The 18,300-nt window shown below is 38.0% G+C and carries 17 protein-coding genes; 2 read left to right on the top strand and 15 right to left on the bottom strand.

Annotation, left to right across the window (positions count from 1 at the left end; translation table 11 throughout):
- Window positions 1–2: 2 nt before the first annotated feature.
- The 3 genes from BLT94_RS20290 to BLT94_RS20280 are packed head-to-tail and all read right to left on the bottom strand — an operon-like array spanning window position 3 to window position 2,945.
- Window positions 3–1,109 (bottom strand): SPL family radical SAM protein, encoded by a 1,107-nt coding sequence (locus tag BLT94_RS20290; RefSeq protein WP_092238278.1) that lies wholly within the window; start codon window positions 1,107–1,109, stop codon window positions 3–5.
- Window positions 1,106–2,065: a ParB N-terminal domain-containing protein gene (locus BLT94_RS20285; RefSeq protein WP_092238275.1), complete on the bottom strand. Its 960-nt coding sequence runs from the start codon at window positions 2,063–2,065 to the stop codon at window positions 1,106–1,108. Before BLT94_RS20285 ends, BLT94_RS20290 begins: the two co-directional genes overlap by 4 nt.
- A complete protein-coding gene (locus tag BLT94_RS20280; protein ID WP_092238272.1) occupies window positions 2,058–2,945 on the bottom strand; it encodes a phosphoribosylaminoimidazolesuccinocarboxamide synthase in 888 nt (295 codons plus the stop codon). The genes BLT94_RS20285 and BLT94_RS20280 overlap by 8 nt, the downstream gene beginning before the upstream one ends.
- Window positions 2,946–3,175: 230 nt before the next feature.
- Here BLT94_RS20280 and BLT94_RS20275 point away from each other — a divergent pair, with 230 nt between their 5' ends.
- Window positions 3,176–4,480 carry a TolC family protein gene (locus tag BLT94_RS20275; RefSeq protein ID WP_092238269.1) on the top strand — a complete coding sequence of 435 codons (1,305 nt, stop codon included), beginning with the start codon at window positions 3,176–3,178 and terminating at the stop codon, window positions 4,478–4,480.
- A 13-nt stretch (window positions 4,481–4,493) separates the two neighbouring features.
- Window positions 4,494–4,808, top strand: coding sequence for a hypothetical protein (locus BLT94_RS20270; RefSeq protein ID WP_014957484.1), 315 nt, complete (start codon window positions 4,494–4,496; stop codon window positions 4,806–4,808).
- Window positions 4,809–4,813: 5 nt separating this feature from the next.
- On the opposite strand, the gene aroC is transcribed toward BLT94_RS20270, so the two are convergent.
- From aroC to bamA, 12 genes are all read right to left on the bottom strand, one after another.
- A complete protein-coding gene (aroC, locus tag BLT94_RS20265) occupies window positions 4,814–5,869 on the bottom strand; it encodes a chorismate synthase (RefSeq protein ID WP_092238266.1) in 1,056 nt (351 codons plus the stop codon).
- Window positions 5,856–6,404 (bottom strand): shikimate kinase AroL, encoded by a 549-nt coding sequence (gene aroL, locus BLT94_RS20260; protein ID WP_092238262.1) that lies wholly within the window; start codon window positions 6,402–6,404, stop codon window positions 5,856–5,858. Before aroL ends, aroC begins: the two co-directional genes overlap by 14 nt.
- A gap of 2 nt (window positions 6,405–6,406) precedes the next feature.
- On the bottom strand, window positions 6,407–7,663 hold the full coding sequence (aroA, locus tag BLT94_RS20255) for a 3-phosphoshikimate 1-carboxyvinyltransferase (protein ID WP_092238259.1): 1,257 nt from the start codon (window positions 7,661–7,663) through the stop codon (window positions 6,407–6,409).
- Window positions 7,664–8,509 (bottom strand): shikimate dehydrogenase, encoded by an 846-nt coding sequence (gene aroE / locus BLT94_RS20250; protein WP_092238256.1) that lies wholly within the window; start codon window positions 8,507–8,509, stop codon window positions 7,664–7,666.
- A complete protein-coding gene (gene pheA, locus BLT94_RS20245) occupies window positions 8,506–9,609 on the bottom strand; it encodes a prephenate dehydratase (RefSeq protein WP_092238253.1) in 1,104 nt (367 codons plus the stop codon). Before pheA ends, aroE begins: the two co-directional genes overlap by 4 nt.
- Window positions 9,610–9,845: 236 nt before the next feature.
- Window positions 9,846–11,081, bottom strand: coding sequence for a hemolysin family protein (locus BLT94_RS20240; RefSeq protein WP_092238251.1), 1,236 nt, complete (start codon window positions 11,079–11,081; stop codon window positions 9,846–9,848).
- A gap of 116 nt (window positions 11,082–11,197) precedes the next feature.
- Window positions 11,198–12,382, bottom strand: coding sequence for a lipid-A-disaccharide synthase (lpxB, locus tag BLT94_RS20235; RefSeq protein WP_092238248.1), 1,185 nt, complete (start codon window positions 12,380–12,382; stop codon window positions 11,198–11,200).
- 1 nt (window position 12,383) lies between these two features.
- Entirely contained in the window at window positions 12,384–13,289 is a 906-nt protein-coding gene (locus tag BLT94_RS20230; RefSeq protein WP_245743199.1) for an LpxI family protein, read from the bottom strand.
- Window positions 13,261–14,031: an acyl-ACP--UDP-N-acetylglucosamine O-acyltransferase gene (lpxA, locus tag BLT94_RS20225; RefSeq protein ID WP_092238242.1), complete on the bottom strand. Its 771-nt coding sequence runs from the start codon at window positions 14,029–14,031 to the stop codon at window positions 13,261–13,263. The genes BLT94_RS20230 and lpxA overlap by 29 nt, the downstream gene beginning before the upstream one ends.
- An 11-nt stretch (window positions 14,032–14,042) precedes the next feature.
- Window positions 14,043–15,086 carry a UDP-3-O-(3-hydroxymyristoyl)glucosamine N-acyltransferase gene (gene lpxD / locus BLT94_RS20220; RefSeq protein ID WP_092238239.1) on the bottom strand — a complete coding sequence of 348 codons (1,044 nt, stop codon included), beginning with the start codon at window positions 15,084–15,086 and terminating at the stop codon, window positions 14,043–14,045.
- An 8-nt stretch (window positions 15,087–15,094) separates the two neighbouring features.
- Window positions 15,095–15,625, bottom strand: coding sequence for an OmpH family outer membrane protein (locus BLT94_RS20215; RefSeq protein WP_092238236.1), 531 nt, complete (start codon window positions 15,623–15,625; stop codon window positions 15,095–15,097).
- A gap of 23 nt (window positions 15,626–15,648) precedes the next feature.
- Window positions 15,649–18,297, bottom strand: a complete 2,649-nt coding sequence (bamA, locus tag BLT94_RS20210) for an outer membrane protein assembly factor BamA (RefSeq protein ID WP_092238233.1) — start codon at window positions 18,295–18,297, stop codon at window positions 15,649–15,651.
- Between the last annotated feature and the right edge of the window lie 3 nt (window positions 18,298–18,300).

Below are 18,300 nucleotides of genomic sequence, written 5' to 3'. Positions count from 1 at the left end.
TTTTATAAAAGATTGTAATTTAAATCACAATGTGAGACCGCACTTTTATCCAGCATATGGCCAAGTTCCCCTTCTTTTGCAGGAAAGAATCCCATACATTTTTCCCATACTTCTTCATCTTCCATGCAAAAATAGACCAGCAGATCAGGCGCATATTCCTTTATGCATGAAATAATTTCTTTGTACAGTTTTATTCTCAATGGTTTAAAATATCGCATTTTATTATCCAGGCCAAGGATAAATTCTCCGTAACAGATGGTTGACTGCTTGAATCTGGTTTCAATGACCTGCTTTAATTTGGGCATGAAACGAAATGTTCCAATACTGATCCATACAATGCTTTGGCTGCTTACATATTCAAAAATCTGTTGAATGACTTTTTTATACTCAATTTCACAGCCAGGATAAATCACCAGGGGATCAAAATGAAATGCAAGCCTGTATCCTTTTGATTCGGCTTGCCTGGCTGCTTCAAAACGTGCTTTAAGAGATGCGGTTCCTTTTTCTTCGGAACTAATAATATCCGGCGTGTTCAATGACCAGGCAAGAACGGTTTTGCCGTTGTGATCAAGCGGAAGCAACGAGTCAATATTAACGGTTTTGGTTTTAAGTTCCAAAAGACAATTATTCTGCCGGGCAAATTTTTCAACCAGAAATTTAGGCACAAGGCTGACTTTTTCCCAGATAAGAGAGTCCGTATATTCACCTGTACCGATCCTGAATATTTTGTTCTGGTGGAACGTTTTTTCAAGAGCGTGATCAAGGGTTTCAAGTCCGGCAAAATATTGCAGCACAGGCGGATGGAAATAAGCCTGAAGAATGCAATATGAGCAATCCATGGTACAGAAAGTGCCAGTATGAAGGATGGTATAATCACAACAGGTATAATAACTGGTTCCAGGGCATTCCTTGACGACAGCCCCCTTGTTCTTCGTAACATAGAGCGTTGATTTTGCCTTTAAGACGGGATCATCCGCCTCATTGATAAAATCATAGACTGTTTTTGAGTCATCTACCCATTGAGGATCTGCGTTAATTTGTGACATCAGATAATCAAGTTCCATATCCAGGGGTATGGTTTTATCAATAAAGAGCGTGTCGATTTTCATAGGTTGAAAATTTCTTTTAGTTCATTTTTTTCTAAAGCTGCGGCCAGGTGATGACTATGTGTCTTAAATTCGTCATAATTTTTGACTTTAAAGGAGATGGAATAATATTGGCCCTCAAAGTTTTCCGGCGGCAACAATTTAATATTACCACCCAGTTTAAGGGCGGCTGTTTTTTCCCGGACCAGTTGATGTGTTTGGAAAATGGCTGGAAATCGCCGTTCAAAGAGATAAGCCCGCAACTGTGTGGTTTTTAATCCTGGCTCTTTGTTTGCATCCAAAATAATTGCCCGGATTGCTTTAGTTTTGAAAAAGTCTGTGGGGTTAATGGTCTCTCTGGCTGTAATTTCCATGATATGCTGTATGATTTCAAATTGCTTGCTGCTAGAGGCTTTGATTTTTGAAAAAATATTCAAAAAAATCTCCATGGTCGCTTTTTCAAAAGAAGAGATTCTTTGAGCAGACTTTAAAGACAGATTACCCATATGGATTAATTCCAAAGCCTTATCAGGCAAAGTCCCGATTGTTAATAAATCCTCTACAAACCGAATATTGAGTTTTGTGTTGAATATGGCAGGTGATTTTTCCGCGATCTGTTCCTTATCCAGAAAGGAAGACAAGCGCCTGGTACAGATGATGAGTTCACAATGGGTTAAAGGCCGTTGAAATGCAAGGGCTGTTATGGATTTTAAAAGACATTGATAATCACCTGCATCCGGTTTTGTTTGATATGCAACTATTTTTGTTTTTTTATTATAAATCTGAGCTTTTACTCTGTTAAACCCTGAAATAATAATAAATTTTTTGCCCGCAGGCCTGACAATGGGGGGATATGTCAGGCCTGCTTCTTTAATGGACTGTGCCAGAAAGATGATATCATGATCAGAAAACGAAATTTTATACCGTTCATCTGTTAAATCAATGTCAGACAACTTCACTTCACAAAGGATATCAGACATTGTCACCGGTCAACCGTGTATAAATATCTTTATATGTCTTGGAGGTCCTGTCAATAACATCCTGTGGAAGGTTGGGTCCTGGCGGGGTCTTATCCCATCCTGATGCAATGAGCCAGTCTCTTACATATTGCTTGTCAAAGCTGTTTTGCCCTCTTCCCGGTTCATAATCGTTTAATGGCCAGAACCTGGAGGAATCCGGTGTGAGAATTTCATCAATCAGGATGATTTCTCCGTCCAACTCACCAAATTCAAATTTTGTATCGGCAATGATAATACCTTTTGTAAGGGCATATTCAGCGCCTTTTTTATATATTGCAAGGCTTAAATCCCTTAGCTTTTCAGCTTTTTTTCTGCCTATCAGCTTAACAGCCTCTTCAAAGCTGATATTGATATCATGATCACCGACTTCAGCTTTGGAAGATGGTGTAAAAAGAGGCTGTTCAAGTTTATCAGATTCTTTGAGTCCTTTGGGCAACTGAATTCCGCAGACATGACCCTCTTTTTGATATGAACTCCAGCCTGAGCCTGAAATATAGCCTCTTACAATGCATTCAACCGGCAGAGGGTCGGCTTTTTTAACAAGCATGCTTCGTTTGTCCAAAGCTTTTAAATGAGGTTTGAACTCCTCGGGATAATCATTGACATTGGTAGTGATAATATGGTTTTTAACAATGCTTTCCATTTGTTTAAACCAGAATACAGATATCTGGTTCAATACTTTTCCCTTGTCAGGGATAATGTCCGGCAAAACCACATCAAAAGCGGAAAGCCTGTCAGTGGTAACCATCAACAGGGATTCACCCGTATCAAATATATCCCTGACCTTACCCTGCCTGACCAATGACAAATCATCAAATTGAGTCTTAGGAATGGATGCCATCTCAATCTCCTTATTTTATTACAATTTATATTGTTTGATTTGAGGTGATTAATATCATAAAATTTAATATTTATCCATATGCAGACTTTCTAAATTCATCTTTTAAATTAAAAACAAAGCAAAAATAATTTACAATTATTTGATTTTAATGTTCTGTAAACTTGACGCGGGTTGCTAAATGATATTATTGTTGATGGTATTTTGATTTTCAAAAAAAACGAGGTTATCAAATGAATAAACCACCAATTCTATTATTTTTCAGCATGTTCTTCTTTGTCGTTTTCTTCCAGATCCCTGCATATTGCCAGACAATTTATTCCCTTTATGACTTGACACAACTTGCCAATAAACATAGTGAGACCATTAAAATGGCACAAGAAGATGTGTATATAGCGAATCAGGACAAGGCCAGGGCTTTGTCCGTTTTGATTCCAAGAGTCACAACCTATGGCAGGATGACTGAATATAAAAACGATGATATTTCTGTCCCTGACACCCTGACACTGGGTGTCAAATTGACACAGTCATTTACTTTGAATGGAAAAGAGCTGATTGCCTTGGATGTCACAAAAACAGCTATTGAAGGTAAGCAGTTTTCACTTGAAAGCATCCGTTCACAGTATTTATTACAGGTGTCACAAGCCTATTACAATATTTTAAGCGCACAACGGTTTGTTGAGATTGCTCTGTCGGATGTTAACCGCCTGAGTTCTCACAGGGATGCTGTAAAAGAAAAATTGAGTGTCGGAAATGTAACCAAAACGGATTTATACAGGGCTGAAGCAGAACTATCTAAATCGTTGACCGAACAGGTAAGGGCAGAAAACAGGATGCTTCAAAGCAAGGCTGCCTTACGCAATCTTGTTGAAATTGAAGATGATTTTACTCTTCAAAAAAATGATATTGGAGAAATTGAAAATTATGATATCACTCTTGGTGATATTCAAATTGATGCCCTAAACAACAGATCAGAAATAAAAGAAGCGAAAAAAAATCTTGAGATCACAAAAAAAAATATTAAATTCAAAAAAAGTGATTACTGGCCTACACTTGAACTTGAGGCCGGATACAAAGAAACCGACATCAAATATGATTCCGGCCCAACGACTGTGGAAGACGATACAAACGCCGCATATATCACGGGGGAACTTATGTTTACCCTGTATGACGGTGGCTTAAGAAAAGCTGAAATCCGGCAGGCGCTTGCAGATCATAGAAAAGCTGCCGATGCATTGACCCTGAAGGAAAAAGCGATCATTCTGGATTCAAAAATTTCTTTTCTGGATTACAAAACTGCAAAAAGTGCATTGTTGAATTTACAAGATGAACTTAAATTTGCCCGGGAAAACTTTAATGCAGTTCAAATGCAGTTCAAATATGGAATGGCGGACAGCATTGATATGATGGATGCAAATACACTGTTGGTTTCGGCTCAAAGAAGGAGTTTGGATGCTAAGTATACATACTATCTTTCCGTGCTGAAAATTTTATACACCAAGGGCGATCTACTTGCCTTTCTTTTAAAACAAGCCTGAAGGAGAATTTTACATGTATGAAATAATTGCAAACCCTGAAGAGTACCGGATTGATCATCTCATCAACGGCACCGGCAATGCAAATATTGAAATTTCCAAAGAGGAAAAAGACAAATGGGCAGGTGAAATTGTAAACTTCAGTGAAAAACTGACTGAATTTGCAAAAAAATCAAAAGCATTGGCAAACCTTCTTGCCGGTTCAGAAGTCATCTCAACTACCCCGGCATCATTGAAAACATTGAAAATTCAATTGTTCATGATCAATGATGCTTTAAGTTCAGCCATTGAAATTGCAGATAAACTTGAATCGGATATTATAAAAAAATAAATCCGTCAACCCAGGGTTTTCTGGCGTAATATATGGTCTGTGAGGACAATCGCCATCATGGCTTCACAGACCATATTAATTCTTGGAATGGCACAGATATCATGGCGCCCTTGTGTTGAAATTTCTCTTGAATTACCATTTTCATCAATAGTTTTTTGAGGTTTTAAGATTGAAGGGATGGGTTTGACATGAACCCTTGCAATGATATCATCTCCGTTTGAAATTCCTGCCAGGATACCGCCGGAATGATTTGTTTGAAATCCATCCGGTAAAATCTGGTCATTGTTCTCAAAACCGGTCATTTGAGACGCACAGGTACCTGCCCCTATCTCAACTGCCTTGACAGCACCGATACTCATCAGTGCCTTGGCAATATCCGCATCAAGTTTGTCAAAAACAGGCTCTCCAATGCCTGCAGGTACATTGGATGCAATGATCTGCACTACACCTCCCAGAGAATCTCCTTGTTTTTTCACCTCTGCAATTTTTAATTCCATCTTACGGACAGCCTCGGAATCAGGACATAGCAAGTCGTTTTTTTCTTTTTGGGAGATATCATCAATCCGGTTGGCCCGGATACCGCCAATTTCAAGCGTGTAGGTTTTTATCTTAATACCCTGCTGATCCAGTACAAGTTGGGCAACGGCCCCTGCTGCAACCCTTGCTGCCGTTTCCCTTGCAGAAGCTCTTCCGCCGCCCCTGAAATCCCGGATACCGTATTTGGCCTGATAAGTATAATCCCCATGCCCGGGCCTGAAAAGAGAGGCGATATTGTCATATGATTTTGATTTTGCATCTTTATTCTCAATCATAATCATAATGGGCGTTCCCGTGGTAAGACCATTAAACGTACCAGACATGATAATGGGGTGATCAGGTTCTTTTCTTTTTGTACCGGATATGCCCTGACCAGGTTTTCTTTTGTCTAAAGCCTTTTGTATCAAGGCCTCGTCAATGGCAAGGCCCGGAGGACAGCCTTGAATCACAACCCCGATTGCTTGGCCGTGTGATTCTCCAAAGGTTGTGATATTAAATGCTTTTCCAAAACTACTGCCTGACATTTTTTAATCTCCTGTCAATAATATTAACTATTTCTTCGGGGGAATGGACACTGGTATCAATCCTTAAATGAGCTGTATTTTCATAGAAAGGCTTTCTTTGTCGTATCAATTCATCAGTTTCTTTTAAAAGGTCATCAGTTGTAAGCGCCGGTCGGGAGTCACAAGTTTTATCATCCCTGTTCAACCTGAGCAAAATTGTCTTGATATCTGCATCAAGCCAGATGCAAACCCCGTTGGCTTTTATAAATTCCCGGTTTTCAGTATCCATAATAATACCGCCGCCTGTGGCAACAACAGTATTTTTGATGTTTTTTGTTTTCAATAGTGTTTTTTTTTCAATTTGCCGGAATTTTTCCCATCCATGGGTTTGAACAATTTTTAAAATACTTGATCCGGTCTGTTGTTCAATGAACCGGTCAGTATCCATAAAGTCAAATTCAAGTTGATCTGCAAGCAGTTTGCCTATGGTCGTCTTTCCGGTACACCTGTATCCTGTAAGAAAAATTTTCATGTCTGGTTTGAGTTCTGGTTTCATATCTATAACGCTTCAAAAATATTCCAATAATTTGGAAATGATTTTTCAACACAGGTTTCATTTTCAATTTCAATGCCGTTAACCAACAGTCCGGGAATGGAAAACGCCATTGCAATTCTGTGATCATTAAAAGTTTCTATTCTTGCCCCTTTGGGAGTTCCGCCGGTGATTTCAAGATAATCGCTTCCCTGGGTTACGGATATCCCCATTTTTATCAGTTGTGAAGAAACCGCGTCAATCCTGTCACACTCTTTTTCTCTTAAATGTTCAATATTACAGATTTTGGTTTTCCCTTTGGCAAAACTTGCAACAATTGCAATAGCAGGGACGGCATCAGGTGTATCTGCCATGTCCACATCAATGCCGTTAAGAGTGCCGCCACAAACACCAATCCTGTTATTTTCAATTTTCAGGGTGCATCCCATCTGTTCCAAAATCTTAATCTGCTTTAAATCCCCCTGCAAAGAATTTTCACTGATATTTTCAACCGATATCATTTTCCCTGTAATCGCACCAATGGCCCAGAAATAACCGGCATTGGAAAGATCTGGCTCAACAAAAAAATTGCCTGGAATATAGGTCTGTTCTCCTGCAACCTTGTAATGGGTGGTATCGATTTGGCGGGCTTTAACATTGAATTTTTTCATGATATCAATGGTCAAATCAATATAGGGAGAAGATACAGGCGGACTGTCAAGGCTGATATCAAGCCCGTTTTTCATCAATGCCCCCATCATTAAAAGAGAGGACAGGTACTGGCTGCTTTTGGAACAGTCAATGTTAACACCCCCCCCTTCCCTGCTGCCTCCCCGGATATAAACAGGAGGCGTGCCGTTCGGGTTTTGTGAAGTTGCATCAATTCCCAACATATTTAATGCCTCAAGCAATTCTATCATGGGCCGTTCACACATCCGCTGATCACCTGTAAGAGTATAACGAGTATTTCCCAGTGCTGCGATCCCTGCAAGAAGCCGCATGGATGTGCCGGAATTGCCCAGATAAATATCACTGTCACATGCTTGAGGGGTTCCGCCAAACCCCAAAACCTTGTAATGATGGTCTTTAAGGTACTCAATATTTGCTCCCATCTGTTTGAGCGCACCCATGGTGAGGTTTATATCATCGCTTTGAAGAAGATTTTCAATATGTGACGTTCCATTGGAAAGAGATGCACAAATCATCATGCGATGGGAAATGCTTTTGGATCCAGGAATCACGACAGCCTGGTCTTGAATATCTTTTGGTATAATCTTTTTCAATTAATTGTTTTCCTTTATTATGGTTTGCCGCATAAGTTTTATATCCGGTAATATATCTGTCCACAGCTTAAATTGAGCAGCGCCCTGATGCAAAAACATGGACAGGCCGTCAATGGTTGTACATCCCTTGCTTTGGGCTATGGACAATAATTTTGTTTTCAAAGGAGTATACACAATATCCATAACAACCATCCGAGAATCCAGAAGGGTTAATGGAAAAGCACAGGTTTCAATATCAGGACTCATGCCAATGGATGTTGTGTTGATGATAATATCAGCATTAATAATATTTGTTTTATTTATTGCTTCTTTATCTATTTCGGTTTGATTCATTTTATCCATGGAAATAAACTCGGCATTATATTTTGATGCCAGTCTTTTACCCCGCTCCTTGTTTCTGTTGATAATCACAAGCTTGCCTTTTTCCTTGTGTATCCCATAGGCAACAGCTTGTGCAGCCCCGCCCGCTCCAATGATACATACTGTTTTGTTCTTTATGCCAAAGGGTTTTAAAGGAGAAACAGCAGCCTTATAGTCTGTGTTATATCCTATAAGTTTTCCATCCTTGTTCACTACAGTGTTTACCGCACCAATACTCAACGCCTCCTCGTCAATTTCGTCAAGATACGCCATGATGCTTTCCTTAAAAGGTATGGTAACAGAAGCGCCTTTGATGTTTAAGGTTCTCATTGTCGCTATGCCTTCTGAAATTTCATCAATTTCAAAGGCCAGGTAGACTGAATTCATATGATGTTTTTGAAAACAGGCATTATGAATTAAAGGGCTTTTGGAATGGGTGACTGGTTTTCCAAAAATGCAGTAAAGTTTTGTTTTAGAATCAATCATGCCTCATGCGCCTCTTTAGCAAACACTGGATAAGACCCCAGTATTTTCAATGAAAGAGAATATTTTTTGATATCTTCAATGGTATCTGCAACACGCTTATCCAGCTTGTGTCCTTCAATATCAAGAAAAAAATAATAACTCCAGTCATGATGCCGTGTGGGCCTGGATTCAAGTTTCAGCATATTAAGCTGCGCCTTGTTAACAGGTTCAAGGGCTTTAAACAGGGCGCCGGGTACATGGGAAGTGGCAAACATAATGGATGTTTTATCCTGTCCTGTGGGTTCAGGCATCTCTTTGCCAATAATAAGGAATCTTGTAATATTTCCCGAATAGTCTTCTATTTTTGATTCAATCGACTGCAATTCATACAGATGCGCTGCCTGTTTGCCGGCAATGGCAGCAATGGTTTTGTCATCAGATGCCAGAAGAGCAGCTTTGGAGGTGCTGGTGGTCTCAAATATTTCAGCATGAGCAAATTTTTTTTTTATCCAGGTTTTACATTGAGCCAATGCCTGGGGATGGGAGTAAATTTTTTGAACATCTTCTGCCTCACCTGTTATTGATAACAAATCATGGGAGACAGGTTCATAGTGTTCCGCACAAATATTCAGATCAAAGTCTGCGAACAGATCAAGGGTATGATTTACTGCCCCCTCAATTGAATTTTCAACAGGCACCACACCAAAATGACTTTGATTTTTTTCAACTTCCCTGAAAATTTCATATAAATTAGGCTGCTCGACAAATTTGCCGGAATGCTTGAAGTGAGTCAGTGCAGCAACATGAGTATAGCTTGCTTCAGGTCCCAGAAATGATATGGTTTTAGGTTTTTGAATTTCCCGAGTGGCGGTAATGATGACATTAAAAACATATCGTAATAAATCTTTACCGGCCGGTCCCCGGTTCAGCTTAAACAATCTTTCAATCAACTTTCGTTCCCGTGTCCGGTCAAGGATTTGACTGCCGGTTTGCTTTTTGATTGTCCCGACCTTTTGACCGATTTCAAGTCGCTGGTTAATCAAACTCAAAAGTTGTGAATCAATGGTGTCTATTTGATTTCTTAGCCGGTTTAATTCATGTTCAGAGTTTTTTTCATTCATTATGGCATACCATTTCATTAATAATTAATAAAAAAACCGCATCAGGTGTTTAATCTGCTGCGGTTTTAAGTGCTTTTTAATTTGTTGGAATGTTAATAAGCTCACCACAGACTATGATGTATTGTAAAAAAAATACCAAAAATAGGTAAAAAAAATATCTGTAGTCTGCATGCTGTCATTTCCTAATATAATTTTTAATCCTAAAAAATTATACTCAAGGTATGGATATGTCAAGATTAATCTTTTTTAATAATAAAACTTTGTATTCTGTTTCCATCCATATCTTTAACCGTTACAGTCCATTTATCAATAATGATAGACTCACCAGGCTCTGGAATTCGCCCAATCTGTGATAGAAAAAATCCTGAAAATGTATCGTATGTATTTGATTCCGGAATTTTAAGCTCGATTTTTTTATTTAGATCATCAATATCAATTTTTCCAGTTACCAGCCATTTATTTCCCTTAAGTCTGACAATATCGGGTATAAGCCGGTCGGTTTCATCAACTATTTCACCAATGATCTCTTCTACAACATCTTCAAGTGTGGTGATACCTGAAACACCACCATGCTCATCCACAACAACTGCAATATGATTTTTTTTCTGCTTGAAATCCTGTAACAGGGAATCCAGTTTTTTTGATTCCGGTATAAAATAGGGTTTCTTCATGATCTGTTTGACATCCAGAGGGGTGTCAAAATCAGATGTGCAGGCTTTTTGAAAACTTGCAAACAAGTCTTTTACATGCAAGATTCCGATAATATTATCAATACTGCCTTCGATAACCGGTATTCTTGAATATCCGGTCTTAAGAATTTGTTCAATATCCATCTCCTGTGAAACGTCTATTACGAACATATCCGCCCTGGGTGTCATAATTTCAGAACAGGAGGTGTCGTCGAATTCAAATATGTTGGTAATGAATTCTTTTTCTTCTTCTTTGATTTCACCATCTTCTTCCACCACTTCCACCATTGTCATGAGTTCATCTTCGGTCACTGTTTCATGTGAAGTGTTAATTGTTCCATGAAGCCTGGGTATAAAATTCAACAGATAGATCAACGGAAAAAATAGTTTTGAAAGCCAGAAAAGCGGATAAATGACCAGCCTGGCAACCAGAATATTATTGTGATTGGCAAATGATTTTGGAAAAATTTCACCAAAAATAAGAATAAGTATGGTCATTGTACCGGTTGCAATGCCGACGGCATTGGATTTAAAATATGAAATGGCAAGAGCTGTGGCAAGGGACGATGCACCTATATTGACCAGGTTGTTTCCAATCAAAATTGTGGTTAAAAGCGTATGAGAATCCTCCTTCATGTCCAAAATTAATTGTCCGGTTTTTGAACCGTCTTTGGCAACATGGAGTGCCTTGATTTTGCTGATTGAAAAAAGAGCTGTTTCAGAAGAAGAAAAAAAAGCGGATAAAAAAAGACATATTATAAGTACTATCAATTCAAAAGTCATCAAAGCAGAATAGCATCCTTTGGACAGAGGACAGATTTCAAGTCTGTTCCCACCATTAATTGTTTTTTGTATAAATTAACTCTAATAATATTCAAATGTGTTTGTCAAATTTAATATCATTGTATGATTTTTGGGATCATATGCATTGCAATACCTGCCGTTCTTTTTGAAGCCCCTTTATTTCCAAGTAATTTTCTGACCATCTGTAACTGATCTTGAAAATAAGATAAATGATCAAGCATATACAATGCTTTTTGACTTATTTTTTCAGGGGTTGCATCGTTTTGTAAAAGTTCCGGCATCACTTCGCCATTAACAATTAAATTCGCCAGCCCGGCATATTTTATTTTAACAAACAATTTTGCGATCCTGTAACTGATACCGGACATCTTGTATATAAGAATTGTTGGAACACAACAAAGAGCAGCCTCAAGAGTAACTGTTCCGGAAGCAGCAATCACTATGTCTGATTTTAAAAATATATTTTTAACCGGGCCATCATAGATTTCAAATAACTGATCAAATGAATGTTTTTTTAAAATAGCTTTTATGTTTTTTTCATGAATTAAAGATGCTTGAGAAATAATAAAACATATCTTTTTTCGTGTGACCTTCAGGTTATGGGTTTCATGAATAATAACAGCCGCTTTGATCATGATTTTAAGCATATTTTTTATCTCAGCCGGTCTGGACCCCGGAAGCAGACCGATAATCAGGGAATCCATATGCTTTGCTGATAAACAGTTTTTTTCAAAAAACGGTTTTGATATATTTTCAGGATACTCGTCTACAAGGGGGTTGCCGACATAAGTGGAGGCAATGCCGGCTTTTTTAAATATTTTTTCTTCAAAAGGAAGGATTAATGCTGCATGATCCACATATTTTTTGATCTTTTTAAGCCTGGATTTTTTCCATGCCCATACTTTGGGTGTAATATAATATAAAATTTTTAACTGGTAATGGTCTTTTGCGAACCTGGCCGCTTTTAAATTAAATCCCGGATAATCCACAAGTATAATTAAATCCGGTTTATTAACCCTTAATTTCTCCTTGAATAAATCAAAGGCTTTTTTTATCTGTCTCAACTGTGCCAGAACTTCTGTAATTCCCATTGCCGAAAGATTTGCAATGTCATAGAAAAGGTCTACATTCTGATTTTTAAGATGAGGTCCGCCAATACCTGAAAAATAAATATTATTATTGGATTGTCTGATTTCTTTAACAAGATGTCCTGCATGGAAATCACCGGAAGGTTCACCTGTAAGAATCAGAATGTGTCTTGATTTTGAAGGAAGATCCATCTTATGTGAGGCCTTCAGGTGAGATATCATCATCGGTATAGCCAATTATGGAAATATGATATTTATTTGCAAGATCAATCATCTCTTCCCGGTCAAAAGCAATGGATTTTTCAGCTTCAAGCACAAGAACCCCGACCCCGAATTTATGCATCCTCTCAATGGTTTGACAGCCCGAGGAAGGCAGATCAAACCGCAGATCCTGGGCCGGCTTGGAAAGTTTAACAACCACTGCACCATTTTTGTGGGACAATAAACCGCCTCTTTTAATAGTGGCATCCGTACCATCAATGGCTTCAACAGCAAGAACCGTTCCATTACTGATCACAACACATTGACCTATATCCAGCTTTCCGATCTCTTTTGCTATTTTCCATCCTTGAACAATATCTTTTTTTTCAGCTTTATCCGGCTTTCGTTTTGTCCAGCATCCTTTGGGGCTGATCAATTCAGGAAGAAGAAAAGTGGAGGGCAAAATTTGTATACCTTCTTTGGCAAGTAAATTTGCAAAAGAGGTTAAAATTGAATCATCATGGGTTTTGGCGGTTTTGGCAATAAAGGAAAGCGCCTTAAAATCCGGGCGGATATCTTTGAAAATATTGGTCTTTTTAATACTGCCCAGCATGACTGCTTCGGTAATATGGTGTTGTCTGAAATATTTGATCAGTTTGGAAATCTGCCCAAGGTAGAGCCATTTCAGCTCTTCAACATGGTTCAAAAGAATTTTATCCGTTTCAGAGTGAAATCCTGCTGCAAAAACCGTATATCCTTTTTTAACCGCTTTTTTTGAAAAAAGAATGGGGAATTGTCCACCACCGGCAATAAGTCCGATTTTCATCTCTAATTTACGCGTGACCTCCAGGTTATGTGTGACCTTCAGGTTATCGTGTAACCCCACGGTTTGATTCAATAATAAATTCCACAAAATTTTTAACTTCGGCAAGTTGTTCAACTTCAGCTTTTACCCGTTCAGAAGCTTGTTTTACGGTTAATCCGATTCTAAAAAAAATTCTATAGGCTTTTTTGAGTTCCTGAAGTGTTGCTTTGGGAAAATTATGCCGCTTCAAGCCTACATTGTTCAAGCCATGGAGAGTTGCGCGATCCCCGGATGCGATCACATATGGCGGTATATCCTTTACAACCGCTGATTTTCCACCGATATAGGCAAAATCTCCTATTTTAACAAATTGGTGTATGGCAACCAGACCACCCACCGTGACATTATCACCAATAATGATATGACCGGCAAGTGTAGAGTTGTTGGCTAAAATAACCTGTTTTCCGGTCTTGCAATCATGGGCAATGTGGGTATAAGCCATTAAATAATTTTCTTCCCCCACCTCTGTAATGCCGCCCCCAGATTCGGTTCCTCTGTTAATTGTCACAAATTCCCGGATAATGGTTCCTCTGCCTATTTTAAGATGGGTTTTTTCACCATGAAATTTTAGATCCTGAGGGGCACCGCCAACAGATGCATATTGAAAAATCCGGCAATTTTCTCCAATGGTCGTATATTGTTCAATGGTAGTATAAGGGCCGATGGTTGTACCTGACCCAATGTGAACATCTGATTTGATAAGTGCGTAAGGGCCAATGGTAACATTGGAATCAATTTCAGCTAAAGGATCAACAATGGCAGTGGGGTGAATCATATTTGCTCCGCTTATTCGTTTTTATTTTCCAACTCTTTCAATCTTTTTTCAAAAGAAAATAATTTTTTTCTCATTTCCGGCAACCGGGATATGATGCTGACAACCTTGCGCCAACGGCCATGCGGCATATGCGGTATACCGGATACGATTTTATTCTCGCCTACATCACTGTGAACCCCTGTATAGGGACCGACAATAGAACCGTCACCAATCTTAATATGTCCTGAAATACCGGCTTTGCCAGCAATAATAACATTTTTACCGACAATACTGCTTCCGGCAATCCCAACCTGGGCAACAATCAATGTATTATCCCCGACTTTAACATTGTGTGCAATATGGACAAGGTTATCTGTTTTAACGCCAGTCCCGATAACCGTCATGCCAAGTGTTCCCCTATCAATGGTATTACATGCCCCAATTTCAACATGATCTTTGATGTGGACATATCCGGTATGGATTATCTTTTCATGCGTACCGGACGATTGGGTAAAACCAAATCCATCCGAACCAATAACCGTTCCTGAATGGATAAGAACATAACTGCCGATTATAGATCGTTCCATTATGGAAACATTGGGCTTGATAACGGTATGGCTTTCAATGCAGGTATCGTCCCCGATAAAAACATTGGGCATCAAGTGTACATGATCACCCAATGTTACGTGGTTACCAATAAAAACACCTGATTCAATGACCGTATTTTTTCCAATTTTCACATCCTTCCCGATCGTAGCACTGGAATGGACATGGCTGGCAAGTTTTTTTTGCGGATGAACCATTGAAACCAGTTTAAAAAATGAAAGCTTAGGGTTTTTTGTTTTTAGAAAAATACCGTGATATCCACTTTCCTTTTCAATGGAAAAGGTATCGGGAATGATGATCACCCCGGCGTTTGTCTGATCAAGACGGGTTAAGAACTTTGAATCACACGCAAAAGTAATATCATCCGGCCGGGCATCTTCAAAAGAGGAAACACCGGTAACGATAAAGGAAGCATCACCAATGATTTCAGCCTTAATAATCTTTGCAATTTCATTTACAGAGAATTTCATAAAAGAACTTAGTTGGTTTTAGACATTTTTAAATTGTATTTTTTAATAACTTGATCCGTAATATCAAGTTGTGTTGGATGATAAATCACACCAGCCGTCTTTTTTTCAAGAATTAGCAAATAGCCTTCTTCTTTTCCAATTTCATCTGTAATTTCAAAAACTTCTTTTTGAATTTTATTTAATGAGTTCATTTCTAATCGCTTAAATTCTTTTGAAAAATCATCCTGCATCTTTTTAAAATCATTAACGCGAATTCTAAACTCCCGTTGTTTTTCTTTTTGTTTTTCAGGACTTAAGACAAGGGATTCGCGTTCAAAGGCTTTTTGCATTTCATCTAATTGATTTTTTTCATCCTGCAATTTTTTTTGTAATTCAGCGCCTTTCCCAGTTATTTGTTTCTGGATTATTTTCCCAGCGCTGGACTCACTCAATATTTTTTGGAAATCGACTACACCTATTTTTGCGATATCCGCACAAAAAGCTTCAGGAATAAATCCAAAAAATAGTATCATACTTAAAATAATTACTGCTCTTTTCATTAAAGCCCCCAGAATTTTTAAATTTAAAAAGATGCGCCAACGGAAAATTCAAATTGTCCGTCGCCACTGTTTTTTATGTTTTTACCATCAATGACCCAGGCATATTCAACTCTTAATGGCCCTATCGGAGAATTCCATCGCATCCCAGTACCGAAACTTGAGAATTGATCTCCAAGGTCAAAATTTTCACTGGTTCTATATACATCACCGCGATCATAAAAGAAAACAACCGCAACTTTATATTTTTCCGTCAAAGGAAATGTTATTTCTGCATTAAATTGAAGATATTTTTCTCCGCCCCTATCCTTTTCACCCGCCTGTGAAGCATTGATGTCAAATTTATCAAATCCTCTGATGGAATTCATACCTCCCAGGTAAAATTTGGTAAAATCAATATCAATGTCATCGCTGCTTCGGTCATCCAAATATCCTGCTTCCGCATGCAAAGCACCTGTAAATTTCCAGAAAAGAGGAAAAAAGATACCTGTTTCAACAAGATATTTTGTGTAATCAATGTCACCACCCAAAAACTCTCCGGCATATTCAATTGAAAGTTTATGTTTTGATCCTTCCGTGGGCAAGAAAAAATCATCCCTGGAGTCATATTGCAAAAAAGGTTTTATGCTGCTGGTTAGAAAAGAGCCGGGTGTCATGTTTGTGTCTGCAACTTGAATATCTGTTATTTCAAAATCTTCAATATTATAATTGATACCGATTGTAGTATAGTCAAAAAGCCGGTATCCCAACTTTAATGTTATACCTAATGCTTCCTTGTCATAATAGTCATACTCTTTATCTTCTTTATACAGTTGGACCCCGCCAGAAACAGCCGTATCCATAATATAAGGTTCAAAAAAGCTGATATCATAAAGAACGGACTCTTCAGAAAGCTGGGCACCTATTTTTAAGGTTTGGCCTTTTCCAAAAAGATTTCTTTCCTGGATGGAACCTGACAGAAAACCACCTTCTGTGCTGCTGACACCACCGCCAATTGAAAAAGTGCCGGTTTCTTTTTCAACAACTCTGACATCTAAATCCATTTTATTTTCATCGACTGTTTTTACCGGCTTGACATCAATCTCATCAAAATAATTCAGGCGGTTTAAATTTTTAAAGCTTTTTTGAATATTCTCTTTGCTGTAAAGATCCTGCTCAATGATTTTGATTTCTCTTCTGATAACTTTATCACGGGTTTTCAAATTACCACTGATATTAATCCTGTTAAAAAAAACAGGTTCTCCCTTGTCTATGGAAAATGTGACACTCATCATTTTTTTCTGATCGTCTTTATCCACAAGGGGAGTGATATCAGCATTGGCAAAACCTTTGTTGGCATAATAATCGGAAATAGTGAGAATATCTTTTCTAATCGTCTCTCTGTTGTACAGCTGTGTTTCTTTGGATTGAATATCTTCTAAAAGTTCTTCTTTGGCTGCAATTAAATCTCCTGCAATATCAATTGTTTTAATCTTATATTGAATGCCTTCTTCAATTTTGAAATAAATGGAAATTGATTTTTCGCCAATATCAATAATAGGATCTGAAACTTTTGTATCAATAAAACCATTGTTTTTATATAGTGATTCAATCCTTATCACATCATTTTGAACCTCGGTCTCGTTAAGATCTCCTGAAGAGGTAAAAAATGAGAAAAAGCCTTTTTCAGACGTTTCCATAGCTTTTTTTATTTTTTTATCAGAAAAATAATTATTTCCTTCAAAGGTGATTTTTTCAACTTTGATTTTTTTTCCTTCATCAAAAATAAAAACAATGTCTGCCTGAGAATGCTCAAGCTGTACTATTTCATAGGTTACGGAACAATTTTGATAATTTTTTTCAGTATACATTAAGCGCATGCGATTCACATCAGAATTAAGTTTGTGAATATTTAAAATCGAACCTGTTTTTGTATCTACACTGTCTGCAAGCTCCTCATCCTCATAAACCGTATTATCCTTGAATTTTAGTTTCCGGACAGTGGGTTTTTCAGTGAGTTCAAAGACCAGTTTGACGCCATTGTCAAGGGACTGTTTTTTAACAACCACATTGTCAAAATAGCCCATTTCATAAATTTTCTGCAAATCTTTAGAAATATTGTCAGGCTTAATAATATCACCGGCCCTGGAATCGATAATCCGCATAATGGCATCGGTTTCAACTCTTTTATTTCCTGTAACTGCAATATCAGTTATGATTTTTTTATGGTAAAGTTCTCCGATTATTTCTTTGCTGAGCTGGGAGACGGCAGAAAACAGATTTTCAAGGGTGTCGGCATCAGCATATAGGGAAAAAGAACTGTCCTGCTTGTAAATATTTACAAGATTTGAGTCAATGCTGACACTGTCTCCAGCCATAAAAACGGATCCGGTTAAAATATAATCAACCCCTAATTCAATCCCATGTTTTCTAAACTGTGAAAAGGTCCACTGATGTATGTCTGGTTGGGTTTCTGATTGAATTTTTGAAAATATTACGGTAACACCTTCCAACTCAAGATTTTTAGAAATCATTAATGGAATTTTTGTGTCAAGCTGATTATCGGGTTGTCCGGTATCAATGGAAAAAGGAAGGATCGCCAGTTTGATATCAGTGTCTGCGAGCAGATCACCACTGAACAATAAATTAAATAAAACAATAACTATGGCTGTTTTTCTTAAAATAGATTTATTCATGAT

The sequence above is a fragment of the Desulfobacula phenolica genome, from assembly GCF_900105645.1.
In the GTDB taxonomy this organism is placed as follows: domain Bacteria; phylum Desulfobacterota; class Desulfobacteria; order Desulfobacterales; family Desulfobacteraceae; genus Desulfobacula; species Desulfobacula toluolica.
This window is presented reverse-complemented; position numbering and strand designations above follow the sequence as displayed.